The following is a 25,891-nucleotide window of genomic DNA, read 5'->3' on the forward strand; positions in this document are numbered from 1 at the left end:
CGAAGGCCTCAGCAAGCAAGAGATCCTCCGCTGCCTCAAGCGCTACATCGTCCGCGACGTCTACACCGCCCTACGCGCAGACTTCGCCGCCCTCACCCCTTGACCTCCATAGGAGCATCGGGATGGCGAAGCCCTCCCGTGTTCGGAATGCGTCAGCGACGGCTCTTCAGCCTCTTCGTCTCCGCCCAACCACCACCAGGGCACGCCCTAGACAAGCCCGCCTGGCACCGTCATCCTCAGCACTCTCGGCCGATCCCACCAGCGGAGCTACTCCGCCAAGAGATCAGCGGACAGTCGAAGTGACGTGGGAGTACTAGACTTGCGCGATCCCCCAAACAGGAGACCATGGCGTTGTCGCAGCTAACCGACCTCATCGCACAGACCAAGCTCATGAACCCCCAGCTCGGAGCCGACTTGGAGCGGGAGTTTAAAGCGCTATCCGGCCGCCGGCATTTCGGGTTGAACTTTGAACGACACCGCCCGGAGAGCGTCGAACTTCCGCAGCGCCCGATCCGAAAGGGCGAAAAGGTGCGCGTACTGCCGAAGCGCGGAAGCACAAAGCGCGGGGACGAGCGGCTATGGCGAGTTAACCGCGTTGTGCGGGTGGATGGGCAGCGTGTAGCCGAACTCTCCCTCATTGGCGCTGCGGAGCCGGAAGTCCAGTCAGTGCTCGTAGACGACCTCGTAGTGGTGGCCGAGTTCCGTGACCCGATCTACCCCGGCCTAACTTCAACCGGCAAGATTCAGTTAGGCGACAATCAGCCTTTCCACACAGTCATCAACGGTGAGAACTACCATGTGCTGGAAGTTCTGACATACACCCATAAAGGGAAGATCGATTGCATATATATCGATCCCCCCTATAATACCGGTCAGGACGAGTGGATTTACAACGACCGGCACGTGGATGCGAACGACATGTTCCGGCACTCGAAATGGCTTGCCTTTATGGAGCGGCGACTCCTCCTGGCGCTCGACCTTCTCGCCGAGACCGGCGTCATCATCGTCGCAATCGGCGATGATGAGCACCACCGGTTGCGGATGCTAATGGACCAGATATTCGGCGAGCAAAATTTCATCTCAAACGTCGTCTGGCAAGGCGGCCGCAAGAATGACTCCCGGTACGTCTCAAACGGTGCGGACTACATGCTCGTATATGCAAAAAGCGAGCCAGCGCTACAGGCTAGAGGCATTCGTTGGCGCGAGGAAAAGCCCGGCGTTCGTGAGGCGTTGGAAGTGGCCAAGTCTATTTGGGAAGAAAGCGGCGGAGACCATGCGAGGGCAACCAGGCATTGGAGAGAGTGGCTAAAGGAGTTTAAACGCCTCGGGGGAGCTTCAGACGCTGTAACCCGGTTTGCTTCACTGAGTTACGACGGTCGGCCGATGCGAGGCGATAGGGATCTCCGGAGCCCTAATCCCCGCCCCAACCTACAGTACGACCTCCTGCATCCCGTGACTAAAAAGCCGGTGAAGATGCACCCCAACGGCTGGCGATACTCGCAAGAGGTGATGCTTGAACTCGTTAACCAGGGCCGAGTCAAGTTCGGTCCCGATGAGACCGCCGGCGCGGGGGGAATCGACTTCTTGGACGAGCAAGTCCAGCAAGTGGCATCCTCCTTCTTTGAGCGCGACCGGAATCCCTCCGGAATTCGGCTGAAGGACCTGCTGGGTGAGAAGCGCTTTCCAAACCCCAAGGACCATGAAGTCCTCATGCGCTGGATCGGTCTGGTTTGCGGACCAAACGCAATAATCCTCGACTTCTTTGGAGGCTCCGGCAGCACCCTTGAGGCTGTGGTGAGACTCAACTCCCAGGATGGCGGTAGCCGGCAGTGCATACTCGTTACCAACAACGAGGTCGGAGCCAAGGAGATTCGGGCTCTACGTAAGGCCGGCCTTCGGGATGGCGACCCGGAGTGGGAGGCCAAAGGTGTATACCAATGGGTTACGCGGCCCCGAATTACTACTGTGGTTACAGGGGTGCGTCCCGATGGCTCGGTTTACAAGGACAGCGTTCCGGCCAACGTTGAATTCTTCGACCTGACCTACGAGACTCCGCTTCATGTGGCGCACAATCGTGCCTTCACGCGAATCGCGCCGCTGCTCTGGATGAAGGCTGGCTCGACGGGTCGGCGGATTGATGCGACCTGTGATGCGGGGTGGGACGTTACTGAATCGTACGGCGTCCTATTCGACCTTGACCGGGCCAGCCTCTTCTGCGAGGCAGTCGCCAAGGCCGAGCGGCTGGCCGTCGCCTTCATCGTGACCAACGACGACCGGCGGTACCAGAGTGTCACCAGGAACCTACCTGAAGGCGTTGAGCCGGTGCGTCTCTATGAGTCATACATGTCCAACTTCCGAATCCACCTCGGTGAGTAGGGGCCGTCATGAAGTTCACCTTGAAGGACTACCAAGTCGAGGCCGTTGGCGATGTTCTGGCCCGGCTACGCAAGGCGCGGTCCTACTGGACCAGCGAGCAGGACCGGGTTGCCTTCTCCTTGACCGCCTTGACGGGGGCGGGCAAAACAGTAATGGCCGCAGCCGTTCTCGAGGCGCTGTTTCAGGGCGACGACACCTTCAACTTCGAAGCGGACGAAGGCGCAGTTGTCGTATGGTTCTCGGACGACCCTGCACTCAATGAGCAAAGCAGATTCCGCCTCTGGCAAGCCTCTGATCGCCTCGACTATTCCGATCTTGTGGTCGTCCAAAACACCTTCAGCCGGGAAAAGTTACAGCCCGGCAAGGTTTACTTCCTGAACACGCAGAAACTCGGGAAGAACAGCCTTCTCGTGCGTGGACACGACTTTGACAGTGACGAGGCGAAATACGGCGAACCTCTGATCAACCTCCGCCCAGATTCGCGCTCGCACACTATCTGGGACACAATCCAGAACACCATCGAAGATCCGCGGCTAACCCTCTATCTGGTGCTAGATGAGGCGCACCGAGGAATGGGGAGTGCAAGGGCAGCCACGGAAGAAAAGCAGACGATCGTCAAACGCCTAATTAACGGGCAAGGGTCGGTCCCTGCAATTCCGATTGTCCTCGGCATCTCGGCAACCGTAGAACGCTTTGATCAGGCAATGAAGGGTTCCAGCGATCGCATAACCCTGCCCAACGTCGTCGTTGACACGGCGAAAGTCCAGGACTCCGGCCTGTTGAAGGATGTGATCGTCCTAGACGTGCCCGACGAGGTGGGGGTTTTTGACACGGTCCTTGTCCGTAGGGCCACGGCAAAGATTCGGGAGTCCTCCCTGGCCTGGGAGGAGTACTCCACTGAGCAAGATGATTCGACGCTCTTCGTAAAACCGCTAATGGTGCTCCAGGTTCCCAACACTCCCGATCCGAAAGAGGTTGGAAAGGTGCTGGATGTCGTCTTCGCGGAATGGCCGGAACTCGGCTTCGACGCCGTGGCGCATGTCTTCGGAGACCACAGCACCCAACGGTTCGGATCCCATGACGTGCCGTATATCTCCCCCGAGCGCGTGCAGGAGTCAACCTGGGTGCGCGTGCTTATCGCCAAGGATGCTATTTCCACAGGGTGGGATTGCCCCCGGGCGGAGGTAATGGTCTCGTTCCGGCCGGCTCGCGATAGGACACATATCACTCAGCTGCTAGGACGGATGGTGCGCACCCCGCTGGCTCGTCGAATCCCTGGCAATGATCGGCTCAATAGCGTTGATTGCCTGCTACCGTTCTTCGACGCGAAAGCTGTGACCGCTGTCGCCTCCGCGCTCATGAATGGCGATGACGATACCGAACCGGTGCCCGGTCGCCGAGTGCTCATTGACCCAGCGGAGATGACGCCAAACCCGATGGTGCCGGAAGCGGTGTGGGAGCGATTCGACTTACTGCCCTCGCAATCGTTGCCGCGGAAGGGCGCAAAACCCGTCAAGCGGCTCACCGCACTGGCGCAGGAGCTTGCATTCGACGGGCTATTGCCCGAGGCAGGGAAGCTCGCACACAGCGAGCTCCACAAGGTGCTGGACGCTGCTCGCGCCCGGTATTCGGACGAAATCGCCGCAGCATTCAAGTCGGTGTACGAGGTCGAGGGGCGGACCCTGCTGGCAGATATGAACAGGGGGAAGACGACATTCGAGCAGTTCGTTGAGGAGGCGGACGCGGAGGTGATTGAGGACGCCTACCGTCGTGCGGCACGAGTTCTTAGTCCCGACATCGCACGCACGTACGCTGAAGCACTAGCGGCCAGGTTCGAGAACGAAGATGACGACGACAGCGAGGAGGATGCCCTCCTGGACGCCCATGCCCAGGTGGCTGCGCTCGGCCTTGTTGCGGAAGTGAAGGAGTACCTCGAAGCGGAGGCAGAGAAGATCGCTAAGGCATGGTTGAACGAGCACCGTGTCTCCATAAAGATGCTCTCTCACGAGCGCCAGGGCGTATACCGCGAAATCAAAGAGATGAGCACGGAGCCACAAGACTTGGGTGTGGTGAGGCCAACGAGCCGAATGGAGAACACCAAGGTTCGTGAGGCTGACGGCAGCGAGCGGCCGCTACCCACTCGGACCCGCCATTTGCTATGCGATCAAGATGGCAACTTTCCGTTCAAGAGCGACTCAGGATGGGAGACGAGGGTTCTCGACCAAGAGGAGGAGCGAAATGACTTCGTCGCCTGGTATCGGAATCCGCCTCGCTCCTCACAGGACTCTTTAGCCATTGCGTACGAGGACGGCGGCCGATGGAAGTTGATGCGGCCAGATTTCATCATCTTCAACACGCTGGCCGACGGATCGATTAGCGCGAGCATCGTCGACCCGCACGGACACCAGTTCAGCGACGCGCTACCAAAGCTGAAGGGACTGGCTGCGTTTGCCGAGACCCAGGGTGCCGCCTTCTCTCGCATCGAGTCGGTGGCCGAGCTGGACGGCAGGCTGCGTGTCCTTGACCTGACGAGTCCGTCAGTCCGGACGGCTGTGCGAGAGGCACAGGACGCGGAATCCCTCTACGCAGGAGCGCACGCAAGCAACTACTGACCGGTACTGCGAGGGGGTAAGGCCATAGCGGCCAGTGCGGTGTAGACAGCGCTGGCCGCGCCGAGCTGACCCACACGAAACTGAACCCGTACGCGGGAGGCCCTCGAAGTCGAGGTCAGCGCAGGCGGGCTTCGTGTTCAGCCGTCCGAATCGGCCGACGCGCTGACCGGGCCTTCCAGGCCGAACCGGGCACCATGGGCACTCGAGCGCGCCTTGCGGCTTTGTGGGGTGCTACGGGTCGAAGACGGGGACGAGTGGCGGGGCGATCTGGAGAAACCGTGTCACCTTATGCGGGTTGCCAAGATCGTCGACCGGCCGCGGTGGCGGCCATTCGACGGTGCGGGCAGTTGGCCAGATGGGCCGTAAGGCTCCGGCTGCGGCAGACCCGGGGTTGGGGCGTGCCCGTAGTCCAGGCCAATCGTGCTGCAGGGCCAAGGCGAAGAAGTGCCCGACCTGAAAGATGGTGGCGTTGAACACGCCGCCCTCGCTGCGGTACCTCTCGAAGTCCGGCGGCACCGGGAAGACCGGGAGCTTGTCCGTCACCGGTATGAAGTGGGCGCCGAAGAGCTGTGCCCTGCGGGGCCAGTTCGGGTCGGCGAGATTTAGTCGCCGTCCGATCCAGACCCGCATCGTGTTCGGTGGCGCCCCTTTTAGGTGGTAGACCCGGCGGTAGTGCGACTCTGGGATGGGCTGCTCCACGCTGCTGGTTTGTGCCGCCACGAGGCCCTTGAGCGCGACCCAGTTGGCCACGGTCTGCTGAGCGTTGGCGTCGAGTTTCACGGCGTTGCCGACGACCATGGGGCCGACGATTCGCTTCGCTGCGTCCTCCAGCTGACTCATCCATCCGTTGTTGCAAGCGCCGCAGAAGACGCGCACCGTCGCGGTGAGTACGGGCTGTTGCCATTGCTGGCGGCCCCCGGCGCTGTTCCAGCGTTCGATGTGGCCGTACTGCCTTAGCGCGGGCAGGTACTCCCGCAGCCAGTCGGGCCAGACGTGCTCTTTGGTGATCTGGCGGTTCGTGGTCCCGCAGAACCGGCACGCGTTGGGCACGAGGTCGACAGTACGACGGCTGTATGACACGGACTCAGCAGGGCTGAGACCCAGACTGCCGAGCGACCGTCAACCAGGCCCCGGATACGCCGGAGGAAACTCCGGAGCGTGCAACCGTCGTCAGACATATGTGTACGCGACGCACAGAGCGTGTAGGCGACGCCTCCGGCAGCGGGCAGCAAGAGAAGGCAGCGTGAGCGTTGATTCGGGCCGACCGCGAACGTGAGTCGATGACGCCCGGCCCCTGATCGACGACGTGAGCAGCCACCGGCTGGGAACGGCCGATAGCTCGAAGCCGTGCCCCCGACGAGGGTCATACCCAGCTGCGAGGGCGACGGCCGCCCTAGGTCACGGAGGCGCGCCAGCCGCGGATACATGTTGGTAATCCCACCGGGCCGGCGCGCAGACTAGACGGATGCACAGTCAGGCACTGCAGGCATCGGTGCTTTCTCGCGTCGGCCCTACGCTGCGTCCTCTAGCAGCGCCATGGCCGGCATTGGTTGTGATTGCCGACACCAACGTCCTGGCTTCGCGTGCCTGCAATGCGGTCCGCAGGGGCCGCGACGAGGAACTCCTCAGCGGGCTGGCGGGAAACGGCCGGTCGAACATCTATGTCTCTGCGCACGTGCCTGAGGAACTTGTCGAGCACCTGCCGGCAATCGCCGCGTCAAGTGACGTCCCGGTGTCGGAGGCATCAGGGGTCCTGTGGAACGAAATCATGCCGGCGATCCCGGTCGTCGACCTGGCGGTTCGCGACTACCTCAGCCCACGCGTGCGCACGATGCTCTGTACCGACCGGGAGTTGCCGCGTCGGCTACGGGGGGACCCGGACGACATCGGGACCACTGCGCTCGCTGAGTTGCTTGCTCCGGCGGTGATCCTCAGCAGCGACAGTGTCTTCACGCGACTTGGGTTCGCCAATACTGACGCCGCGACCTGGGTCGGATTGGCCTACGGCCTGTTACGGGTGGCCGGTTTCGAAGCGCGGTTGGGTGATGCTGCCTTGCTCGCGGAGCTGGCTGCTCGTACGGGCGCCGCAGCCGGCGGAGCCGCCGTCCGCGCCATCCGTAGCTACCCAGTGCCTGCCATCGGACTGCTTGCTGGTGCTGTAGTACTAGCCGGCCGCTTGGGCTATCTCGACCTAGCTCGGTGGCGTGAGGGCTGGCATCGTTTCCGCGAGGCGATCGGGCCCTGGCGGGAAGGGCTGACGGTTGCCCTTGAGGAACACCAAGCAGCTCGCGGGGCACTTCGCGTCATTGAACCCGCAGGACTGCCAACGGTCGAACAGGCCGCCGCTCGGCATCTCGCCCGCCGACGTGCCGCGCTGACCCCTCGCGAGCTGCGCGACGAGCTGTCATGGTCCGGCTTCACAGCCTCTGGTGCTGAACTCAGGCGCGGCATGCTCAGCCACCCGGCATTCAGTCGGCGGCCCGGCGACCGCTTCGTGTTGGGACGGTATTCGGTCTCGATGGTCGATTGCATAGAGGGCTAGGCGATGGGCAATAGTGAGATCGAGCGTATTGCCATCGAGTACGTGATGGAGCTCGAACGCCGCGACGGTCGGGTACCGGAAGACGTCCATCTCACCGGCGCTCCGTACGACGTCAGTAGTCCACCGCGGCAGATTGAAGTGAAGGCCTTCGGCGGGTCGGCTCGGAGCGCCTCAGTGCCGCTGGAGGACCGACAGGTTCAGGCGGCCCGTCAGGAGCCCCAAAATTTTTACCTCTACGTTGTGGACAACGTTGCGCGAGCTGGCGAGGGATTGATGCGCGTACGGGTCATCCACGGTGACGTCCTGACCAAGATGCTCGACCGTACGAGGCCGCAGATCACCTACTGGCCGACGTTGCGTGCGCAGGAGTACGACGACGCCGAGCAGCTCGGGCCGATCTAGCAAACGAATGCGGAGCCAGCTGTGCCCATGATTCACAGGCACAGATCCGGCACAACTGACACTGACATGGGTGGTCAACCGCTGTAAGGCAACAGCAGAGCCGGCCCAGGCCAGGCAGCTGATCCGCCCGGTTCGAGTTGATCAGGAGCAGCCCGGAGAGGGCCAGGCTCAAGTCTCAGCGTTGCCGAAACACTCTCTTCAGGATCAAGGCGGCCCGCAAGCGGGCCGCGCCGGCCGGCCACGCTGAGGGACGACAAGACCTTGAAGACCTCGGGGCTCTGCCCCGAACCCCGGCCCTCCTCAGAGATGCCGCCGCGGATCACCTCGCCGGGCACCACAAGGGCTACCAGCCTCCCCGGACGGGGCCAAGGTCGTTCGTCCGGTAGGGCGCTCCACCTTGTCCCCGTCCGGGGAGGCTGGACGGTCTACGACTGCCCGACGAGGAGATCCGCTCAATCGTCCTCTTCAACTTCTGTCACCGGAGCCACCTGCTGCGTGAATCCCTTGCTCCACCGACGTTGGTGCAGCCACGACCATCGGCTCCTGAGGCGACCATCGCTCCTGCGCTCCCAGCAACGGCCCGCAGCATCGCGGAAGGAGATGGATGGCTGGACTTCGTGTGGAACCGGCCCAGCCTTCTTAATCGCCTGCACCACGGCGAGATGAATAAAGTCACGAGTCAGGTCCCAGTCACCGTCGGGCGCCATGACGGCGAGGTATTCAGGCTTGATGACCTCTATGCCCTTACACCTGATGGTCACTTGGTAGATGGGCAGATCACTCGCATTCTTCGCAGCTAGTCGCACCTTCGCCCCGCGCCTATCGAGGCCTTCGAGCCAGGCGGCGATCTGCTTGGCCTGCCCCTTCCGTGCGTCGATCCGACTATGGCGGTACGCCAAAGCAGCGATTAGCAGAGACACGCTGGTCAGGATCGAGCCAACCCCGGCGGGTACAGTGCCCCACTCCAGCTTGTCCCAAGGGATCTCAAGCGCCACGTCTAACCGTCGCTCTCGACAGTTGGCTTGGCGGCCTCCGCCTCCAGCTCGCCGGCAGGACCCCCATCGAACTGGAAGCCTCTGGGTAGGTGGTCCACGTCCATCCTGACTATGTGACGAGCCGAGATAATCGCGAACTGCGACTGGTAGGCATGCTCGCGACCCTTCGCCGTCGTCAAGGTTAAGGGCTGGGAGAGAACCAACTCCCGGTCCTCGTTCTCTTCAAAGGCAGGGTTGAACACCCAGAGCCGGCCCCGTAGGTAGCTCCCGTCGTCTAGCTGGAGCCCGACCAGCACCGGGCCTGGGTCGTCCTTCTCATAGAGGTCGAACACCCTGGCCCACTGCGAGGCGGGACGGATCTGAGTGCTGGTTGATCCCGAAAGCCAACGGACGGGAGGTAGCGCTGCCAGCCAGCGAACACCCGCTACCACGCGACGATCCGCAGCAACGGCCGCCAGGAAGATCGCGGCTGAGATGAAGGCGAGAGACCACCAGGCGAGTTGGACGTGATGCCCACGGGCGAACTCTGCTGGGTCCCGCACCAACCCCCGTACGTTCAGAGTCCGTTCGGGCCACACCCACCGCATCCACGTGAAGATCAGCCCAGTAAGTAAGAGGCAAGCGACGCTGACGAAGACGACCCGCAGGGTCTCGCGGAACGCGGAGAAAGGCCGGCCGGCCACGTGCTTCTCGTGCCGCAGCACGTACACGAATCCTGGGGCGAGCAGGACCAGGAATAGCACGAGACCGATCAGCGAGGACGGCAACACCCGCTAGCCCTAGTCGTCTTGCTGACCACCAGAGGGCGGCGGAGGCGGTGGCGGGGACGACGGCCGCGGCGGCATCTCAGCGGAAACAGCCATCTTGCTTCCGCCTCGCTCGCTGTATTCCTGCGTGCGGTCGTCGCGCGTCTGCACGAGCCGGATGATTTCGCGGTCCTCAGCCATGTGCCCTCCGAGAGAACGGCGTGCCCGTTGCGTGCCCGATGGACCGGGCAGTCAAGGACAACCAAGGTCAACAACAGTAAGAAACAGCGAAAGCCCCTAACCAGGGTTTCCGCAGGTCAGAGGCCTTGCCGTTCCCTGGTGGCGGGTAGAGGATTCGAACCTCTGTAGCTTTCGCGACGGATTTACAGCTCGGCCCTATCCGCCTGAGCACCGTACATCAGTGTCGTCGCGCTCGCGGCCCGCCCTGCGGGCGGCCTCCGGCCGTCCTCGGGCGCCCGGAGCGCATCATCCGGAAGTCAGCGGATCGTCAGCGAACGCCGTACCGCGTGGTCCGACTCGATCATGTTCGACGGCACGACCGATGCCTTTGACCACGCGGTACGGCACTTGATCACACTCGCCGCTATGTCAGGTCACTTTCCCCCCGACGGGGGTCGTCCCTTTCCCGGAAGCGCTCCCGACCAGGTGGAAGCACTTCTCCGAGGTCGGTCGGGCGGGGTGCCGGGCGGAAAGTCAGCGAACGTCAGCCGGACCCGGTCGACGTAGTCGTCCGGGGTGTGCGTATAACGATTGAGCGTCGTTGACGCCTTCTCGTGCCCCACGACCCGCCGCACCACGTTGACCGGCACCCCGTCGGTCACCAGCCAGGTGATGTACGAGTGCCGCCGCCGCAGCGCGTTGGCTACCAGTCACGCCACCGATCAGTAATCCCCCATGGCTGTAGGCCGTGTCTGGCGGCCAGTGCTGGTAGGTCGACGCCAGCGCTCGTGAGTGCCTCGTCGATGTACCCGCAGAGATCCTCACGCCCATCGGTGTCATAGGTGGGGCTCGCCGGATCCTCGTTGACCGCGTTGAGAGCGAGGACGACTTGCTGCACCACAGCGAGGACGACGGCATCAGACTCCGGGTCAATCTGCACCAGTCGCCGCTCGAAGTCGGACAACGCTGCATCTGTCGCCGTGATAAGCGGCCTTGGGAAGTCGGACAAGGCCCAGGCCTCCTCTGGCTCCTGCAAAGTTCCCGCCTGGAGTTGGGCGGTCTGCTCCTCGACATAGCGCAGCCACCGGGCTGTCGGTCGCTCAGGCATGACGAGAGCTTGACAGAGCCATACGACGGAGTCCGGGCATCGATTGCGAGGGCACTCCGCCACCGTCGTGGTTCGGGCAATCGCTGTCGCACCGCTGCGCAGCCTTGCCGGACACGTGTCAGTAGCCGGTATCTCAGACGGTCCGCAGCGGTCATGATCGGGCAGCACGACACCGCAGCCCACTGTGGGAACGCCGTGGCTCCGCATGGTCCGCAACACGGCGGCGGCCAGGAGGTCGTCGCATGTGTACGGGCCGAGGCTTGCAGGGTCCATCAGCTCATAGTGGCAGGACCGGTTGGTTGACCTACGCAGGCAGCGCGTCATCCGAGAGTCAGCGGATCGTCAGCGAACGCCGTACCGCGTGGCAGCGCCGGCCGCTTCCTTCACTCCCGTCTCGGCAACGTATCCGGGGGATCGGACCGCTGGTCCGATCCAGCCCCTGACGGTGGCGGCCACCGCGGCCCGTGGCGGTTTGACCGGGACCAGGTGGCGGCCCTTCGACCAGACCAGCAGCATTCCTTCAGTGGTGCTGATCCTGGTGGTGACCATGGTGATTCGTCGGCCCTTCTGATCCCAGGTGTGCCACAACGCCCACCCCTGCGGCCGGGCCTCAACGCCCAGCCGTTCGCAGACGTCGATGTACTCCTGCTCGCTCATGATGGTCGTGGGACGGACCAGGAGGGCCCCGGCCAGGCCGACGAGCGGGGCGTCCGGATCGACGCAGCCGTCATGCTCGAAGTGGTGGTCCTGGAGTTGGCGTCCCAGCGCGTTGACGGCGCGCTGCAAGGGCGTCGCATCGTCAGGATCGGGATCAAAGCTGAGCCAGCCCTCGTCCAGTGCCTGATTGACGACGTCGTTGGCAAGGAGCTCTATCTCGCGGAGGTACTCCGCCTCACTGGGGTCGATATCCGGCACCAGCTCACACTGCCAGGCCTTCCCACGGTCGTCCTTCGCATTACACGAACAGGCGGAGTGCAACGCCCGTCCTGATGCCGATCTGTCCCGAAGGTCCCGAGGCCGTACGCCGCGGGTGCCGAGCCTCGTTGGCTCTACCATCGCCCGCGTGCAGGAGGACGACATCAGTGGGCACATCTGGCGGGATGAGGCGGCGAGGAGGTCGCCGCTGGCGCATGACGCCCAGGCGCTCGGCGAACTGATTGAGCACGACCACGACCCGGCCGAGATCTCCTACTACGAAGAGTTTGCCGACCCGGACGCGCAGGCGCTGGACGATGCGCAGCGCTCCCACGCCGGGCAGTACCTCCGCAGGCTGCGGCGCCTCCAGGAGCGAAGCAGGCACGCCGGGACCGATCGAGGCTGACAGCTGTACGGCATTCGTACGGCCAAGCCGACGTCCCTTTCCGGCGGGAGCGCTTCCCCACGGGTCGCAGGTCGCTTCCGTCCGTCACGGATGGACAGGTCCGCTAGGCGGGTTGTTCAACGTTGGGGCGGGTCCGCTCCGCCCACCGCACCACGTACGGCATCACGAGGCCTGCCAGGATGAACACCCCGCCGAGCACAAGCCAGCCAGGCACTCCCCAGGTGATGCAGAACAGCGCCAGTACGGTGGGAGCCGCCATGTTCGCCAGGCCGGCTCCGAACCCGAACAGCCCTATGTACTGCCCCTGGGCATGGGCGGGAGCGAGGTTGAATCGCAGTTCCAGCGAGCCCGCTGTGTGCCAGAGTTCACCGATCGTGTGGACGAAGATGCCAGCGACGATGCCGGTGAGCGCAAGCCACGAGGGAAGTCCTGCCGCTGCGGCGATCAGGGCCATGCCGATGAAGAACGCCACTCCGGAACGGCGTATGGCTTTCCCGGCGGCGGCGCTGTCATCGACCCCTCGGCTGGCCTTGACCTGGAGCAGTACCACCAGGGCGGTATTTGTCAGCGCTGCTGCGCCAACCAGCCACCGAGGTGCGCTGGTGTGCCCGATGATCCAGAGTGGCAGGGCGAAGAGCAGGACCTGGTGATGGATCGACAGGATGCCGTCGAGCACGGTTATGGCGACGTACCCTCGGTCCTTCAACACCTCCCAGCGGTTGGCCGTCGGCAGCGCGGGCACGGGTGGTAGCGGCGGCAGCGTGGCGATGATGGCGGCACTGGCCACGAAGCTGAGCGCATTGGCCAGCACCAGGGTCAGGTAGGCCGGACGCGTGTCAAGTTGCACGGCGAAGCCGGCAGCCACGGCGGCACAGCTTCCCGCGAGATTGGCGACCGAGCGTAGGTATGCGCGGTAGCTGGTGAGGTGCGCACCGCCGATCCCGCGAACCAACGGACCGCGCGCCGCTCCGCCCGCTGAACGGGCAAGTTCCCCGATGCACAGCGCCACCAGGACCAGCCAGAACGACTGAACCAGTACCAGCGCCGCCATCGCCACACCCTGAACGACGAGCATCGACAGGTAGACCCCTCGCGGCCCTCGCCGGTCGGCCAGATGCCCCACTGGCACGCCAGCGAAAAGGCCGACGCCAGCCGCGACGCCCATTCCCAGGCCGACCTGGGCCAATGGGAGCCCGACGACCCGAGTGAAGTAGAGCGCGGCGCTGACCATGAAGACGCCGCTGCCAAGCATGTTGACGAACGTCGCCAACGCGAGAATCTGCTGAGGACGCGTTTCAGGAATCAGCCCGCGTCGGATCAGCCTCGACCGTTCTCGCCCGTCATCGTCGACCGCGTGGCGCTTGGGAAGTTTACTGGTCTGCTGATTCTGCAGAACATGCACGGAATTGGGATCCTTCCCTTTTGTTGGCTCGGTCAACCTAGCGAGAATGCCCCGGAACTCGTTATCGCTTTTTCACCCGATTCCGAGGACTATCAGCGCGTGCTAGGTTTATTGGCGTCGGCAAGAGGGCGTGTGAGCGCCGCCCCAGGCGCTCGATGCGCGGCAGCACCCGTAGCGGCCCGAGTGAAGACCAGCAGCCTCCGTTGACCTGGCTCGGCCGCCGTATACCGCACAGAAACGAGACCCTCGCCTGCCCGGTGTGGCGCTATTCGAGGCTGGCCAACTCGTCCCCGGGACAGGCGAAGCGCCCCGGCGGTGACGGTCTCGACCAGGCGATCCGGGTTGCCCGTACCCGCATGGCCGAAGCGGAAGGTGGTCCACCCGGGCCATAGCAGATCGACTCGTCCGGCGGGCGTTGTCCACAGGGCGCGCGGTTGTCCACAGGCTGTGGGGACGGGGCGGCGTTCGGGGTGGCGTCGGAGCAGGGTCTCGGGTCAGCAACCCCGAGCCCGACCGCTGGAGGCCGCGATGCCACCCCGTACCTCCGTCCCGCCGCACCGGCCCCGGCCGCTGCTCGTCACTTCGGACGGCGACCTGCTCGACGACCTGTTGCGGCTCGCCGCGGCGGGCGGAGTCGAGGTGGAACTCGCCGCCGACCCCGCCGCGGCCCGCACCCGCTGGCTGCCGGCCCCGCTCGTGCTGGTCGGCGCCGACCAGGCCCAGCCCTGCCTGCGGGCGCGGCTGCCGCAGCGGCCACGGATGGTGCTGGTCGGGCGGTCCGGGGAGCTCGATCCCGGCTGGCAGGTCGCCGAACTGATCGGCGCGGAGCACGTGGCGACGCTGCCCGCCGCCGAGCCCTGGCTGGTCGACCGGTTCGCCGAGTGCGGGCCGGAGGGCGCCGAGCGTGGCGGCGCCCGGATCGTCGCGGTCCTGGGCGGGCGGGGCGGCGCCGGGGCGAGCGTCCTGGCGGGCGGGCTCGCCGTCACCGGCGCCCGGGCCCGGCTGCGCACTCTGCTCGTCGACGCCGACCCGCTCGGCGGCGGGCTCGATCTGGTGCTCGGCTGGGAGCAGTTGGAAGGGCTGCGCTGGCCGGCGCTGACCGGCGCCGACGGCCGGGTGGACGCGCCGGCGCTGGTACGGGCCCTGCCGAGCCGGGGCGACCTGGTGGTGCTGTCCTGGGACCGCGGCGACCTGCTCGCCCTCCCCGCCCAGGCGATGGCGGCGACCGTCGACGCCGCCCGGCGGGGCCGGGACCTCGTGGTGGTCGATCTGCCCCGGCAACTGGACGACGCGGCCGTGACGGCGCTGCAGGCGGCGGACCAGGTCTACGTGGTGGTCCCGGCCGAGCTGCGGGCCACCGCCGCGGCGGCCCGGGTGGTGGCCGCCGCCGCCCCGCACTGCACCGCGATGTCGGTGATCGTGCGCGGCCCGGCACCGGGCCGCCTGGGAGCGGCGGAGGTGGCCCGGGCGCTCGGGCTGCCGCTGGCCGGCACGCTGCGCCCGGAACCGGCGCTGGCTCGCGGGTTGGAGCGGGGCGAGGCGCCAGCCGCGCACGGCCGAGGCCCGCTGGCGGCGCTCTGCCAGCGGATCGTCGCCGAACTGACCGGCGCGCCGGCGGCGGGTGCGGCATGACCGGGCCGTCCGAGGGCGACACCCTCGCCGCGCGGGTGCGGCAGCGCATGGCCGCCGCGGCGACGCCGGTCACCGCCGCCGCGATCGTGTCAGCCGTACGGGCGGAGCCCACCGCCGCCGTCCTCGGCGACACCGCCGTGCTGCGGATGGCCGACCAGGTGCACGACGATCTGGTGGGAGCCGGTCCGCTCGCCCCGTTGCTGGCCGATCCGGAGGTCACCGACGTGCTGGTCAACGGCGTCCGGGTCTGGGTCGACCGGGGGCGGGGCCTGCACCAGGTCGCGGTGCCGATCGGCACGGTGGACGACGTACGCCGGCTCGCGCAGCGGCTCGCCGCCAGCGCCGGTCGGCGGCTCGACGACGGTTCCCCGTACGCGGACGCCCGGCTTCCCGACGGCACCCGGTTGCACGCCGTGCTGCCGCCGGTGGCGACCGACGGGCCCTACCTGTCCCTGCGGACCTTCCGGCAGCGGCCCTTCACCCTCGACGAGCTGGTGAGCCGGGGGACGGTTCCCCGACCGGTGGCGCCGGTGCTCTCCGCCGTGGTGGCGGCCCGGCTGGCGTACCTGGTGACCGGTGGCACCGGCTCCGGCAAGACGACGCTGCTCAACACGCTGCTCGGACTGGTTCCCGCCACCGAACGGATCGTGTTGGTGGAGGACGCGGCCGAGTTGCATCCCCGGCACCCGCACGTCGTCGGGTTGCAGGCGAGGACGGCCAACGTGGAGGGCTCCGGCGCGGTCGGGCTGACCGACCTCGTGCGGCAGGCCCTGCGGATGCGGCCCGACCGACTGGTGGTCGGCGAGTGCCGGGGCGGGGAGGTGGTCGACCTGCTCGCTGCCCTGAACACCGGCCACGACGGCGGAGCCGGCACCCTGCACGCCAACGCTCCGTCGGACGTGCCGGCGCGGCTGGAGGCGCTCGGGATGCTCGGCGGGCTGCCCCGTCCCGCGCTCCACGCCCAGGTGGCCGCCGCACTCCAGGTACTGCTCCAGGTGCGCCGGAACACCGAGGGGCGCGTACTGGAATCGGTCTGCCTGCTCCTGCCGGAGGGCCCGGACCGGCTGGTCACGGCAGTTCCCGCCTGGGTACGCGGGCGAGGGCCGGACCGCGCCGCCCGGGCGCTCGCCGACCTGCTGCGGGAGCGGGCCGTACCGGTTCCGCCGGTCCTGACCGAGCCGTGGCCCGGATCGGCGGGCCCGAGGTGACCGCCCCGTACGCGCTGGTGGCGCTGCTCTCGGTCCTGGTGACGGCGGTGCTGGTGGCGGGGGCGGTGCGTGGTGGCCGGATGCGGCGGGGCGTGCTGGCCGCCGGCGTCGGCGGGAGCGCGCGTGCCGGCGGGGAGGACCCGCTCGTCGCCTGGGTCACCGAGCTGCGCCAGACACCCGGTCGGGAGGTGGACGGTACGGCGGCGCGCACCGGCGAGGGTGTTCCTCGCCCGCCGGCCGTCGGTCGTCGCGACCCGCGTGACGAGTCTCGGGTTCGTCTCCGGCAGTCGCCGGCAGGCCCGGACGTCCCGGCCAGCGGCGCTCCCGGAAGTGGGCGCGAGCCGGAGGCCTCGGCCACCGACCTTGACCTGCGCCTTGACGACCACCCGAGCGCCGACGCGTTCGGCGGTAATCGGTGGGCGTCGCGGGACGTGGCCGACCGGTCGCCCTGGCCCTGGCCGGCCGGAGACGACCGTGGCCCGGGGCGAGGAGGGGATGGCGGTCCTCGGCTGACACGACCCGCGGGCCCGACCCGACCCGTGCGCCACCTCGACCACCGGGACACGCCGCGCGGTGGCGGAGACCCCGGACGGCTCCGGCCACCCGGTCGGCGGGACGCCCGGCGACCCGGCGGAACACCCGCCCCGGCGGCCACCCCGCCGCGCGGTCCCGGTGCGATGACCGATCCGCCCGGCGAGGGCCGGCGACCGGGGTGGCTCCGGCCGGACGCGCTGGCGGCGTCCCCCAGGCGCACCCTGTTGCTCGCCGCGTCGGCCGGCACCGGAGCCGGGCTGCTGCTGGCCGGTCCGGTCGCGGCGGTGGCCGTCGGCGCCTACGGCACGCTGGCCGCTCGCGCGCTGCTTCGACGCAAGGACGGCCGGAACGCCGTCCGGGCCCGGCGGCGCCGGCTGGATCAGCTCTGCGGGCTGGCTGCGGACCTCCGGGCCGGCCTGCCGGTACCGGTCGCCGCCGAGCGGCTCACCCCTGGCCCGGCGGGAACCGATCGCGGATCCCCGGGCGGCGCCGCGGCGGCCCGCGACGAGCGGGGCGGGGCACGACGCCTGGATCGACTGGCCCGCGCAGCCGTACGCCTCGCCGACCAGACGGGCGCGCCGCTGGCGGAGTTGCTGGAGCGGATCGAGGCGGACGCCCGCTCGACCGACCGTGGACTGGCTGCGGCGGAGGCCCAGGCGGCCGGGGCGCGGGCCACCGCTCTGCTGCTCGCCGCCCTGCCGCTCGGCGGTATCGGGCTCGGCTACGGCATCGGCGTCGATCCGGTGGCGGTGCTGCTGCACACCCCCGTCGGAGGTGCGTGCGCGGTCGTCGCCATCGCGCTCCAGGTCGCGGGACTGTTCTGGGCCGAGCGGCTCGGCGCGTCGCCGGGACGGGTGAGCTGATGCCCCGGATGGCGCTGGCAGTGGGCTTCGTGGCGGCGGCGGTCCTGCTCGCCGCGATGCTCGCGGCGGGGCGGCGGCCCCTGCGCCGGCTGCGCGCGCTGCGCCGGGCGCCGGTCGGCGTGCACCCGGCCGCCTCGCTCCGCCGACCGCTCGGTCCCGACGACGACCCGACCGGTGACGTCCCGACCGGTGACGTCCCGCCTCGGCGGCGGCCGGACGCCATCCGCGTCGCCGCCGGTCTGGCCGGCGTGGCCGTGGCCGTCATCGTCGGCGGCTGGCCCGGGGTGGTGGCGGCCGTGCCGACGACGCTGCTGCTCGACCGGCTGCTTCGTCGGATCGAGCCCCCGGCCGTGCGGAACCGGCGGCTGCGCGAGGCGGCCGATCTTCCGCTCGCCGCCGACCTGCTGGCGGCGGCCATGCGGGCGGGAGCGCCCGTGGACAGGTCGATATTGGCCGTGGCCGGGGCGCTCGACGGGCCGCTCGCCGACCGGCTCGCCCGGGTCGGCCGGTTGCTGCGACTCGGCGGTGGCCCCGAGGAGGCGTGGGCTCCGCTCGCGGCGGTGCCGGGGGCCGAGCGGCTGACCGCCGCCGTGCTTCGCAGCGCGAACAGCGGAGCCGCGCTGGCCGGCGCGCTGACCCGGCTCGCCGACGACCTCCGCGCCGACCGCTCCACGGCCGCGGAGGCGGCCGCCCGCCGCGCCGGCGTGCTCATCGTCCTGCCGTTGGGGCTCTGCTTCCTGCCGGCCTTCATTCTCGCCGGCCTGGTGCCGGTGATCGTCGCCGTCCTCGGTGACGTGCTCTGACCATCGTCGAGAAAGGACAGGAACGTGCGCAAACTGCTCGCCCGCCTGCGCGGGGACGCCGGAATGAACACCGCCGAGTACGCCGTCGGCACCCTCGCCGCGGTCGCCTTCGCCGGGATCCTGCTGAAGGTGCTGACCTCCGGCAACGTGCAGTCCGCGTTGACCGCCGTCATCGACCGGGCGCTCAAGTGACCGGGCGCCGGCCGGCCGGCCGTGACCGGGGTTCCTTCACCGCCGAACTGGCGGCCGGCCTGCCGGCGCTCCTGCTGCTCCTGCTCGCCGGGCTGTCGGCGGTCAACGCCGTCGGTACGAGGGCGGGTTGCCTGCACGCGGCCCGGGAGGCGGCACTGGCTGCCTCCCGGGGCGCCGACGGGGCGGCCGCTGCCAGCGGGGCGGCGCCGCCGGGAGCGGAGGTGACCGTCATCGTCGACGGTCAGCGGGTCGTCGCCACCGTCCGGGCGCCCGTACGCGCGCTCGGCTCCCGACTGCCCCGGATCGCCGTGACCGCCACGGCGGTCGCGGCCCTCGAACCCGGGGTCGCGGGAGCTGCCATACCTGCCCCGGGTGCCCCGGCGGGTGGACGGTGAGCGGGCGCCGGTGCTTCGGAGACCGGTCGGCCCGAGGCTCAGGCGGCAGCGCGGGGGAGCGTGGTGGGGCGACCGTCTGTCTGCTCGCGGTGGGGCTGGTGTTCGTCCTGGTCGGGTCGCTCGGTGCCGCCGTTGGCGCGGCCCGGGTCGCCCGGCAACAGGCCCGGGTGGCGGCGGATTTCGCCGCGCTGGCCGGTGCGGGCCGCGGGCTGTGGGGCGAGGCGGGCGCCTGCGGGCGGGCGGCCGACATCGCCGCCGCCAACGGTGGCCGGCTGCTCGCCTGTCGGCTCGACGGTCTCGATGTCCTGGTGACCGTGGAGGTTGCCGTCAAACCACTGTCGAGGGTGGCGCGGGTGGCGACGGCCAGTGCCCGTGCCGGCCCGGTGCGCGGCTGAACCCCTGCTGCGTATCAGGCCCAGGCCGCCGGGCTGGGCAGAGCGGAGGCTTACCGTCCCGGCAGCCGAGCTTCGTTGATCGTGGATGCCAAGGGGGCGGCAACGGCACGACGGGCGATCTTCGTACGACCAGCGGGGTTGGTGATCAACCCGCCAACCGGAGGGACGGTCGCACAGACGGCACGGAAATTGGCTCTCACCTGCCTCGGGATGGCCCCTACCTCACTCGCTGGCTCGTGCGGAGGGGTGTCGTTCGGGGTGGACGTCGCTCGCCATGCTGGGAACAGGAAGCTCAGCTCCGACCGCACCGCTGGAGGAGGCTCCATGAGAAAGCCGGTCAGGACCGCTGGGATCCTTTTCGGGCTGGGTGCCGGCGTCGCCGTCGGCTCGTCCCTCGGCGCGGACGCCGCCTGGCCCGGCGTCGCGGTCGCCGTGCTCGGTGTCGGCCTGTCCCTGGTCGGCACAGCGGGATCCGCTCCAACGGGGGACAACCTGGTCGACCCTGACGGGGACGCCTGGTTGACCACTTCCATGACGGCCGCGGAGAGAGCGGCTGCCGCGGAGCAACGGTGGCAGGATCAGACGCGGCCCACGCTCAGTGGTCTCGGCAACCGGGTGGAACAGATCCTCAGGCTCGCCGAGAAACAGGGGGAAGACCACCGCAACGCGGCGCGGCGTGAGTCCGAGGAACTCGTCGACACCGCGCGGCGGGAGGCGGAGACGATCGTGAACCGGGCGCGCGAAGAGGCGGCCCGGATCGCTGGCGCCGAGGGCGGGTAGCGCGGCGGCGAGGGCGGGTAGCGCGGCGGCGAGTGTTTCAGGCCCGGGTGGGCGGCGTCCCGCTGCGCCCGCGACCCCGGCGCAGCAGCCGGGCGGCGATCACGGGCAGCAGGTTCAGCACGACAATGAGCGCGACCACCAACGAGACGATCTGGCCGGTGGCGAGCCCGTGCAGCGCCAGCACCAGCCAGGCGCAGGCGCCGGTGAGCAGCGCCTGGGCCGCCACGCGCAGCAGAACCCGCTGAATTGGCTGTGCCGTGCCGTCCGGGCCGGGCTTGGGGTCGCGCTGCCAGATCGTGCTGACCGACGCCGCGATCGCGATCAGCAGGGCGATGTCCAGCGCCCAGATCGCTGCCGTACCGACGCCAGCGTCGTTGGTCTGCGAAGGCACGGCGACTGTCGCGGCCACAAGCACGACGAGGGTCGGCGGCCAGGTGAAAAGGAAGGCCCATACCGCTGTCGTGATCGGGTTCCGGTTCGGGTTTGGCAGGCCTGGCGGTGACTGCACCTGTTGCGTGATGCCGTCGATCACGTCGTCGGAGGCTCGCACCAACTGACGAGCCGAACGAGTGTCGGGCATCGGATCTGACATGCGAGCAAGCCTAATAACCTCTCGCTATGCCGGGCTCGGGCCGTGCCCGGGCCGGGTGCCGGAAGTCGACACCTCGGCCCGGACGGATCAGCGTCCCTGGAGTGCGTCGAGGGCGATGGCCATCGCGATCACGAGGCGGCGGTCGACCTGCGGCTGGTGGATCTGGACGATGTACCGGTCGCGCAGGCCCCACTTCTTGATGACGGAGAAGACCGGCTGACCGCCAGCGACGAAGTCGAAGTGGTAGGGCAGCCAGGACAGCGAGTCGACGAACCGGCGGAGCAGGGCCACCGGCATGCTGCGTTCCTGGCCGGTGACCTGCGGCAGGCCGGGCTGCTCGACGTGCCAGGTGGACCGCAGCAGGGACTGGGCGAAGTCCTTGCGGAACAGGCCGATCGGGCTGCCGGCGTGGTCGGTCACGTCGTACGTGGCGCCGAGGTCGAGACGCTGGCGGGCCTTGAAGCCGAGCAGGGGCTGCTGCTTCGAGTCGTCGGTGTAGATCGTCACCTGCTCCTTGAAGGCGAGCCGCTTCTGCTGGGCGAACGCCAGCAGCCCACCTTCCGAGCCGTCCGGTGCGACGGAGTGCACCTCGTACTGGTTGACCATCATCCGGATTCGCTGCCGGATGTGGAACTGCTGCTGGGCCTGCAAGTTGTCGGGCTGCATGGGTTCTCCTTCGAGGGGTCGCCGGAGTGTCGCACAGCTTCAACCGCGCTGCCGCCCACAGGTCACGCGGCCCCACCCGCAGCCCGCCCGGCTCCGCCACTCGCAACCCGGTCAGTCACGCACCGGCACCGCAACCCGGTCAGTCAGGCACCGGCACCGGCACCCGGTCAGTCACGCACCGGCACCGCAACCCGGCCAGCCACGCACCGGCAGCCGCAACGGTCGGCCCGCGTGCACCGGTCTCAGCGCCCGCCGTCGACGGTCGCCTTCAGCGCCCACGCGTTGAGGACCTGGTGGATGCTGCGCAGCCGCTCGTTGATCTGCTCCAGGCGCTCGGCCTGCGCCAGCCCGGCGAGCGCGGAGCCCAGGGCGATCTGCTGGTCGAGGGTGAGTTTCTCCTGGTCGATCGTGTAGAGCAGGTCGACGGTCTCGGCGATGGTGTCGGCCACGACTCCTCCTTCGGGCGGGAAGGGCAGCTGGGGATCCGCGAGCTTGCATGGAAGCGCTCCCACACCCTTGATGCCCGGGGGGAAGAGGTTCTATGCCTGCTTCCCGCGACCCGGGACGGGGGCGTCCCCGGCAGGCGGTTTCGCCACCACCGGGGAGCGGAAGCCGCCCGAGCCCTCGGGGCCGCCGGTGGCGGCATCGTCCGCAGCGGCGCGTTCCCCCGGAATGGGAAAGTGGGAGGGGCCGTCGGACTGGCGGGGTGCCGGCACGGCGTCGGGCAGGTTGGTGAGCACCACGTCCAGCACCTTGACGGCGTCCGGCTTGGAGAGCGGGTTGTTGCCGTTGCCGCACTTCGGGGACTGCACGCAGGACGGGCAGCCCGCCTCGCAGCCGCACTCCGCGATCGCGTCGCGGGTGGCCCGCAGCCAGGCTGCCGCCGTCCCGTACGCGCGCTCGGCGAAGCCCGCCCCACCCGGGTGCCCGTCGTAGACGAAGACCGTCGGGGCCTCGGTGTCCGGGTGCGCCGCCGTCGACAGTCCGCCGATGTCCCAGCGGTCGCAGGTCGCGGTGAGCGGCAGCAGGCCGATCGCGGCGTGCTCGGCGGCGTGCAGCGCGCCCGGCACGTCGGCGGGCTCCACGCCGGCGGCCGTCAGGGACTGCGGCGACAAGGTGAACCAGACCGCGACGGTACGCAGTTCCCGGGCCGGCAGGTCCAGCGGGCGGGTGTCGATGACCTCGCCGGTGGCGATCCGTCGCCGCTGGTACGACACCACCTGGCTGGTCACGTCGACCTCGCCGAGGAAGAGCCCGACGGGGCCGGCGTCCACGTACGAGCGGACCGACACCACCGACAGCGAGGTGACGTCGCGGGCGTGGGTGGACCAGTCCGGCTCCTCGGGGTGCACCAGCGCGCACCCGTCGGCCAGGTCGAGCGAGTCGACCACGTAGGAGACGCCCTGGTGCAGGTAGACCGCGCCGGGGTGGAGCAGGAAGTGCGACGAGCCGCCGTCGACGGTGCCGAGCAGTCGCCCGGTCGCCGCCTCCACCACGCAGACCGGTGCGCCGCCCTCGCCGCGCAGGTCCACCTCCGGCCGCTCCCGGTGCCGCCAGTACCAGCCGGTCGGCCGCTGCCGCAGCGCCCCCGCCGCCACCAGTTGGTCCACCGCCTCCTTCGCCCCGTCGCCGAAGAGTGCCAGGTCGTCGGGGGTCAGTGGCGCCTCGGCCGCGGCGCAGGCGAGCTGCGGTGCCAGCACGTACGGGTTGGCCGGGTCGAGCACGGTCGCCTCCACCGGCCGCCCGAACACCGCCTCGGGATGGTGCACGAGATAGGTGTCGAGCGGGTCGTCCCGGGCGACCAGCACGGCGAGCGCCTCCTGCCCGGAGCGCCCCGCCCGGCCGGCCTGCTGCCACAGGGAGGCGCGGGTGCCCGGGTAGCCGCAGATCAGCACCGCGTCGAGGCCGACCAGGTCGACGCCCAGCTCCAGCGCGTTGGTCGAGGCCAGCCCGAGCAGGTCGCCGTGCAGCAGCGCCCGCTCCAGTTCGCGTCGCTCCTCGCGCAGGTAGCCGGCCCGGTAGGCGGCCACCCGGTCGCCGAGCCCGGGCACCGCCTCGTCGAGGGACCGGCGGGCGTTCGCCGCGACCACCTCGGCGCCGCGCCGGGAGCGTACGAAGGCCAGCGTGCGTACCCCCTCGGCGACCGTGTCGGCGAGCAGGTCGGCCGTCTCCCGCAGCGCCGACCGGCGGACCTGGGTGAGGTCCGCCTGCTGGTCGGCGGCGGAGTCCCGTGGCAGCAGCGGCGGCTCCCAGAGCGCGAACGTCACCCCGCCGCGGGGCGAGGTGTCCTCGGTGACGGCGGTCACGGGCACCCCGGTGAGCCGGCCCGCCGCCGTCGCCGGGTCGCCGGACGTGGCCGAGGCCAGTACGAAGACGGGCGTGCTGCGGAACCGGGCGCACTGCCGCCGCAGCCGGCGCAGCACGTGCGCGACGTGCGAGCCGAAGACCCCCCGGTAGGTGTGGCACTCGTCGATCACCACGTACGTGAGCCGGCGCAGGAAACCGGACCACTGGGCGTGCCCGGGCAGGATGCCGTGGTGCAGCATGTCGGGGTTGGTCAGCACGAACCGGGAGTGCTTGCGGATCCACTCCCGTTCGGCGCGCGGCGTGTCCCCGTCGTAGCAGGCGGGGCGTACCCCCTCCAGTTCGAGCGCGGCGACGGCGCGCAACTGGTCGGCGGCGAGCGCCTTCGTCGGCGCCAGGTAGAGCACGGTGGCCCGGGGGTCGGCGAGCAGGGTGGCCAGCGCGGGAAGCTGGTAGGCCAGGGACTTGCCGGACGCGGTGCCCGTGGCCACGACGACGTGCCGGCCGTCGTACGCCAGGGTGGCCGCCTCCGCCTGGTGCCGCCAGGGCGCGACCACGCCGCGTCGGGCGAACGCCGCGCGCAGTTCCTCCGGTGCCCAGTCCGGCCACGGGGCGGGCTCGCCGGCCCGTGCCGGCACCCGCTCGACGTGGGTGACCGGGTCGGCGCCGGCGCGGGCGCGCAGCCGACCCAGCAGGTCGGCCGGCGCCGGGTGCGTCGGGCCGGAGCGGTCGGACGACGGCTTCAGGTCGTGGCGCGGCGCTGGCTGCGCCGAGCTGGGGCCGTCGGTGGTCACGTCCTGCACTCTCGCACTGGTGTTCGGAGATGGAAAGCGGGGGGCCGGGGTAAGGGGAGGCTCCGCCGGTGAGCAGAGCCGGTCTCCGGCGGGGATGGTTAGATGCCCAGGAGAGTTTACGGCTCTTGCGAGGGAGGACCGATGGAGCTGTCGCTGGCGACCCGCACCGTGGGCGAGCACACGGTGCTCGAAGTCGGCGGTGAGGTGGACGTCTACACCGCGCCCCGGCTACGGGAGCGGCTCCTCGAGCTGATCGACGGTGGGGCCCGTCACGTCGTGGTCGACCTGGGTCGGGTGGACTTCCTCGACTCCACCGGGCTGGGCGTGCTGGTCGGCGCGCTCAAGCGGCTGCGCGCGGCCGGCGGCTCGTTCGCCCTGGTCTGCGACAAGGAGCCGCTGCTCAAGATCTTCCGGATCACCGCGCTCGACCAGGTCTTCCCGCTGCATCCCACGGTCGACGCGGCGGTCGGCACCGACCCGGCCGGCACCGGCGTCTGATGGCCACGGTCAAGCTCTCCTTCTCGCCGGCCCCGGTGCACGTGCGCACCGCGCGCCTGGTTGGCGTGGCGGTCGCCCGGCGGGCCGGGGTCCGCGAGGAGCTGCTGGACGAGGTACGGCTGGCCATCGGCGAGGCGTGCACCCGCGCGGTCGCCCTGCACCGCCAGTACGGCGTGTCCGAGCCCGTGCTCGTCGAGATGTCCGACACGGGCGCGTACGCGGTGCGCGTAGTCGACCGCGCGCCGATCGAGGCCGGTCTCGGCCTGGCGGCGCTCAACGCCGACCAGCTCGCCAACGAGTCGCTCGACGAGGACGACCTCACCACCGGCGTGGGCTTCGCGCTGCTGGCCGGTTTCGTCGAGGATCTCCAGGTGCGCCCGGTCGACGAGGGCGTCGGCACCGAGGTGCGGATGGTCTGGCCCGTCGGCCGGTGAGCTGATCTTCCACCGCCCTCGCCGAGGGCGTCGTACGCCGTGAGAGGCCGTGTCCCGCCGGGGCGCGGCCTCTTTGGCATGGATGGGCTCCTATATCAGATTTTTCCTCATAACACA

General features: G+C 68.9%; 26 protein-coding genes. 15 read left to right on the forward strand and 11 right to left on the reverse strand.

All coding sequences use genetic code 11. The features are described from left to right. Positions 1–345 precede the first annotated feature (345 nt). Positions 346–2,376, forward strand: a complete 2,031-nt coding sequence (locus F6X68_RS06640) for a site-specific DNA-methyltransferase (protein WP_225852021.1) — start codon at positions 346–348, stop codon at positions 2,374–2,376. 8 nt (positions 2,377–2,384) lie between these two features. Continuing rightward, positions 2,385–4,988: a DEAD/DEAH box helicase gene (locus F6X68_RS06645; protein ID WP_151453411.1), complete on the forward strand. Its 2,604-nt coding sequence runs from the start codon at positions 2,385–2,387 to the stop codon at positions 4,986–4,988. Between the two features lie 231 nt (positions 4,989–5,219). On the opposite strand, the gene F6X68_RS06650 is transcribed toward F6X68_RS06645, so the two are convergent. Continuing rightward, complete coding sequence (locus F6X68_RS06650; protein WP_151453412.1) at positions 5,220–6,038, reverse strand: hypothetical protein; 819 nt, start codon at positions 6,036–6,038, stop codon at positions 5,220–5,222. A 415-nt stretch (positions 6,039–6,453) separates the two neighbouring features. Between F6X68_RS06650 and F6X68_RS06655 the strand changes: the two genes are divergently transcribed. Further along, positions 6,454–7,530: a hypothetical protein gene (locus tag F6X68_RS06655; protein ID WP_151453413.1), complete on the forward strand. Its 1,077-nt coding sequence runs from the start codon at positions 6,454–6,456 to the stop codon at positions 7,528–7,530. A 3-nt stretch (positions 7,531–7,533) separates the two neighbouring features. Continuing rightward, positions 7,534–7,932: a DUF3883 domain-containing protein gene (locus tag F6X68_RS06660; RefSeq protein WP_151453414.1), complete on the forward strand. Its 399-nt coding sequence runs from the start codon at positions 7,534–7,536 to the stop codon at positions 7,930–7,932. A 452-nt stretch (positions 7,933–8,384) separates the two neighbouring features. Here the strand turns inward: F6X68_RS06660 and F6X68_RS06665 are convergent, their stop codons facing one another. The 5 genes from F6X68_RS06665 to F6X68_RS06685 all read right to left on the reverse strand — a co-directional run bounded on the left by F6X68_RS06665 (position 8,385) and on the right by F6X68_RS06685 (position 11,876). Next, positions 8,385–8,927 (reverse strand): hypothetical protein, encoded by a 543-nt coding sequence (locus F6X68_RS06665; RefSeq protein WP_151453415.1) that lies wholly within the window; start codon positions 8,925–8,927, stop codon positions 8,385–8,387. A gap of 2 nt (positions 8,928–8,929) precedes the next feature. Beyond that, the gene (locus F6X68_RS06670) at positions 8,930–9,697 is read right to left on the reverse strand and encodes a DUF6338 family protein (protein ID WP_225852022.1); all 768 of its coding nucleotides are present in this window, start codon (positions 9,695–9,697) and stop codon (positions 8,930–8,932) included. Between the two features lie 590 nt (positions 9,698–10,287). Then, on the reverse strand, positions 10,288–10,515 hold the full coding sequence (locus F6X68_RS06675; RefSeq protein WP_370518913.1) for a hypothetical protein: 228 nt from the start codon (positions 10,513–10,515) through the stop codon (positions 10,288–10,290). Positions 10,516–10,556: 41 nt separating this feature from the next. Next, on the reverse strand, positions 10,557–10,961 hold the full coding sequence (locus F6X68_RS06680; RefSeq protein WP_192581303.1) for a hypothetical protein: 405 nt from the start codon (positions 10,959–10,961) through the stop codon (positions 10,557–10,559). A 342-nt stretch (positions 10,962–11,303) separates the two neighbouring features. Next, the gene (locus tag F6X68_RS06685) at positions 11,304–11,876 is read right to left on the reverse strand and encodes a hypothetical protein (RefSeq protein WP_151453417.1); all 573 of its coding nucleotides are present in this window, start codon (positions 11,874–11,876) and stop codon (positions 11,304–11,306) included. Between the two features lie 148 nt (positions 11,877–12,024). Between F6X68_RS06685 and F6X68_RS06690 the strand changes: the two genes are divergently transcribed. Next, positions 12,025–12,282 (forward strand): hypothetical protein, encoded by a 258-nt coding sequence (locus F6X68_RS06690; RefSeq protein ID WP_225852023.1) that lies wholly within the window; start codon positions 12,025–12,027, stop codon positions 12,280–12,282. Positions 12,283–12,385: 103 nt separating this feature from the next. Here the strand turns inward: F6X68_RS06690 and F6X68_RS06695 are convergent, their stop codons facing one another. Further along, positions 12,386–13,684 carry an MFS transporter gene (locus tag F6X68_RS06695; protein ID WP_225852024.1) on the reverse strand — a complete coding sequence of 433 codons (1,299 nt, stop codon included), beginning with the start codon at positions 13,682–13,684 and terminating at the stop codon, positions 12,386–12,388. Positions 13,685–14,212: 528 nt separating this feature from the next. Here F6X68_RS06695 and ssd point away from each other — a divergent pair. The 8 genes from ssd to F6X68_RS06735 all read left to right on the forward strand — a co-directional run bounded on the left by ssd (position 14,213) and on the right by F6X68_RS06735 (position 20,486). Beyond that, the gene (gene ssd / locus F6X68_RS06700) at positions 14,213–15,316 is read left to right on the forward strand and encodes a septum site-determining protein Ssd (RefSeq protein WP_151453418.1); all 1,104 of its coding nucleotides are present in this window, start codon (positions 14,213–14,215) and stop codon (positions 15,314–15,316) included. After that, positions 15,313–16,524: a TadA family conjugal transfer-associated ATPase gene (locus F6X68_RS06705; protein ID WP_151453419.1), complete on the forward strand. Its 1,212-nt coding sequence runs from the start codon at positions 15,313–15,315 to the stop codon at positions 16,522–16,524. The genes ssd and F6X68_RS06705 overlap by 4 nt, the downstream gene beginning before the upstream one ends. Positions 16,525–16,955: 431 nt before the next feature. Next, the gene (locus F6X68_RS06710; RefSeq protein WP_370518915.1) at positions 16,956–17,921 is read left to right on the forward strand and encodes a hypothetical protein; all 966 of its coding nucleotides are present in this window, start codon (positions 16,956–16,958) and stop codon (positions 17,919–17,921) included. A 56-nt stretch (positions 17,922–17,977) separates the two neighbouring features. Then, complete coding sequence (locus F6X68_RS06715; RefSeq protein ID WP_151453443.1) at positions 17,978–18,724, forward strand: type II secretion system F family protein; 747 nt, start codon at positions 17,978–17,980, stop codon at positions 18,722–18,724. Positions 18,725–18,787: 63 nt separating this feature from the next. Then, positions 18,788–18,916: a DUF4244 domain-containing protein gene (locus F6X68_RS06720; RefSeq protein WP_208418639.1), complete on the forward strand. Its 129-nt coding sequence runs from the start codon at positions 18,788–18,790 to the stop codon at positions 18,914–18,916. After that, positions 18,913–19,311 carry a TadE family type IV pilus minor pilin gene (locus F6X68_RS06725; protein ID WP_151453420.1) on the forward strand — a complete coding sequence of 133 codons (399 nt, stop codon included), beginning with the start codon at positions 18,913–18,915 and terminating at the stop codon, positions 19,309–19,311. The genes F6X68_RS06720 and F6X68_RS06725 overlap by 4 nt, the downstream gene beginning before the upstream one ends. Beyond that, complete coding sequence (locus F6X68_RS06730; RefSeq protein ID WP_151453421.1) at positions 19,308–19,706, forward strand: Rv3654c family TadE-like protein; 399 nt, start codon at positions 19,308–19,310, stop codon at positions 19,704–19,706. Before F6X68_RS06725 ends, F6X68_RS06730 begins: the two co-directional genes overlap by 4 nt. A gap of 324 nt (positions 19,707–20,030) precedes the next feature. Beyond that, on the forward strand, positions 20,031–20,486 hold the full coding sequence (locus F6X68_RS06735; RefSeq protein WP_151453422.1) for a DivIVA domain-containing protein: 456 nt from the start codon (positions 20,031–20,033) through the stop codon (positions 20,484–20,486). A gap of 37 nt (positions 20,487–20,523) precedes the next feature. Here the strand turns inward: F6X68_RS06735 and F6X68_RS06740 are convergent, their stop codons facing one another. The 4 genes from F6X68_RS06740 to F6X68_RS06755 all read right to left on the reverse strand — a co-directional run bounded on the left by F6X68_RS06740 (position 20,524) and on the right by F6X68_RS06755 (position 24,794). Further along, positions 20,524–21,078, reverse strand: a complete 555-nt coding sequence (locus tag F6X68_RS06740; RefSeq protein ID WP_151453423.1) for a hypothetical protein — start codon at positions 21,076–21,078, stop codon at positions 20,524–20,526. An 87-nt stretch (positions 21,079–21,165) separates the two neighbouring features. Further along, positions 21,166–21,744, reverse strand: a complete 579-nt coding sequence (locus tag F6X68_RS06745; protein ID WP_151453424.1) for a hypothetical protein — start codon at positions 21,742–21,744, stop codon at positions 21,166–21,168. 242 nt (positions 21,745–21,986) lie between these two features. Next, a complete protein-coding gene (locus tag F6X68_RS06750; protein ID WP_151453425.1) occupies positions 21,987–22,193 on the reverse strand; it encodes a hypothetical protein in 207 nt (68 codons plus the stop codon). A gap of 90 nt (positions 22,194–22,283) precedes the next feature. Beyond that, positions 22,284–24,794 carry a DEAD/DEAH box helicase gene (locus F6X68_RS06755; protein WP_370518916.1) on the reverse strand — a complete coding sequence of 837 codons (2,511 nt, stop codon included), beginning with the start codon at positions 24,792–24,794 and terminating at the stop codon, positions 22,284–22,286. A 189-nt stretch (positions 24,795–24,983) separates the two neighbouring features. Here F6X68_RS06755 and F6X68_RS06760 point away from each other — a divergent pair, with 189 nt between their 5' ends. Beyond that, positions 24,984–25,340, forward strand: coding sequence for an STAS domain-containing protein (locus F6X68_RS06760; RefSeq protein ID WP_151453426.1), 357 nt, complete (start codon positions 24,984–24,986; stop codon positions 25,338–25,340). Continuing rightward, the gene (locus tag F6X68_RS06765; protein ID WP_151453427.1) at positions 25,340–25,774 is read left to right on the forward strand and encodes an ATP-binding protein; all 435 of its coding nucleotides are present in this window, start codon (positions 25,340–25,342) and stop codon (positions 25,772–25,774) included. Before F6X68_RS06760 ends, F6X68_RS06765 begins: the two co-directional genes overlap by 1 nt. Positions 25,775–25,891: the final 117 nt, after the last annotated feature.

Source organism: Micromonospora sp. AMSO12t (assembly GCF_008806585.1).
GTDB classification, from domain to species: Bacteria; Actinomycetota; Actinomycetes; order Mycobacteriales; family Micromonosporaceae; genus Micromonospora; species Micromonospora reichwaldensis.

Excerpts from the sequence above, each read along its gene's own strand:
- F6X68_RS06640 (WP_225852021.1), top strand. The coding sequence starts at position 346 with ATGGCGTTGTCGCAGCTAACCGACCTCATCGCACAGACCAAGCTCATG.
- F6X68_RS06645 (WP_151453411.1), top strand. The coding sequence starts at position 2,385 with ATGAAGTTCACCTTGAAGGACTACCAAGTCGAGGCCGTTGGCGATGTT.
- F6X68_RS06655 (WP_151453413.1), top strand. The coding sequence starts at position 6,454 with ATGCACAGTCAGGCACTGCAGGCATCGGTGCTTTCTCGCGTCGGCCCT.
- F6X68_RS06660 (WP_151453414.1), top strand. The coding sequence starts at position 7,534 with ATGGGCAATAGTGAGATCGAGCGTATTGCCATCGAGTACGTGATGGAG.
- F6X68_RS06680 (WP_192581303.1), bottom strand. The coding sequence starts at position 10,961 with ATGCCTGAGCGACCGACAGCCCGGTGGCTGCGCTATGTCGAGGAGCAG.
- ssd (WP_151453418.1), top strand. The coding sequence starts at position 14,213 with ATGCCACCCCGTACCTCCGTCCCGCCGCACCGGCCCCGGCCGCTGCTC.
- F6X68_RS06705 (WP_151453419.1), top strand. The coding sequence starts at position 15,313 with ATGACCGGGCCGTCCGAGGGCGACACCCTCGCCGCGCGGGTGCGGCAG.
- F6X68_RS06715 (WP_151453443.1), top strand. The coding sequence starts at position 17,978 with ATGCTCGCGGCGGGGCGGCGGCCCCTGCGCCGGCTGCGCGCGCTGCGC.
- F6X68_RS06720 (WP_208418639.1), top strand. The coding sequence starts at position 18,788 with ATGAACACCGCCGAGTACGCCGTCGGCACCCTCGCCGCGGTCGCCTTC.
- F6X68_RS06735 (WP_151453422.1), top strand. The coding sequence starts at position 20,031 with ATGAGAAAGCCGGTCAGGACCGCTGGGATCCTTTTCGGGCTGGGTGCC.
- F6X68_RS06740 (WP_151453423.1), bottom strand. The coding sequence starts at position 21,078 with ATGTCAGATCCGATGCCCGACACTCGTTCGGCTCGTCAGTTGGTGCGA.
- F6X68_RS06745 (WP_151453424.1), bottom strand. The coding sequence starts at position 21,744 with ATGCAGCCCGACAACTTGCAGGCCCAGCAGCAGTTCCACATCCGGCAG.
- F6X68_RS06760 (WP_151453426.1), top strand. The coding sequence starts at position 24,984 with ATGGAGCTGTCGCTGGCGACCCGCACCGTGGGCGAGCACACGGTGCTC.
- F6X68_RS06765 (WP_151453427.1), top strand. The coding sequence starts at position 25,340 with ATGGCCACGGTCAAGCTCTCCTTCTCGCCGGCCCCGGTGCACGTGCGC.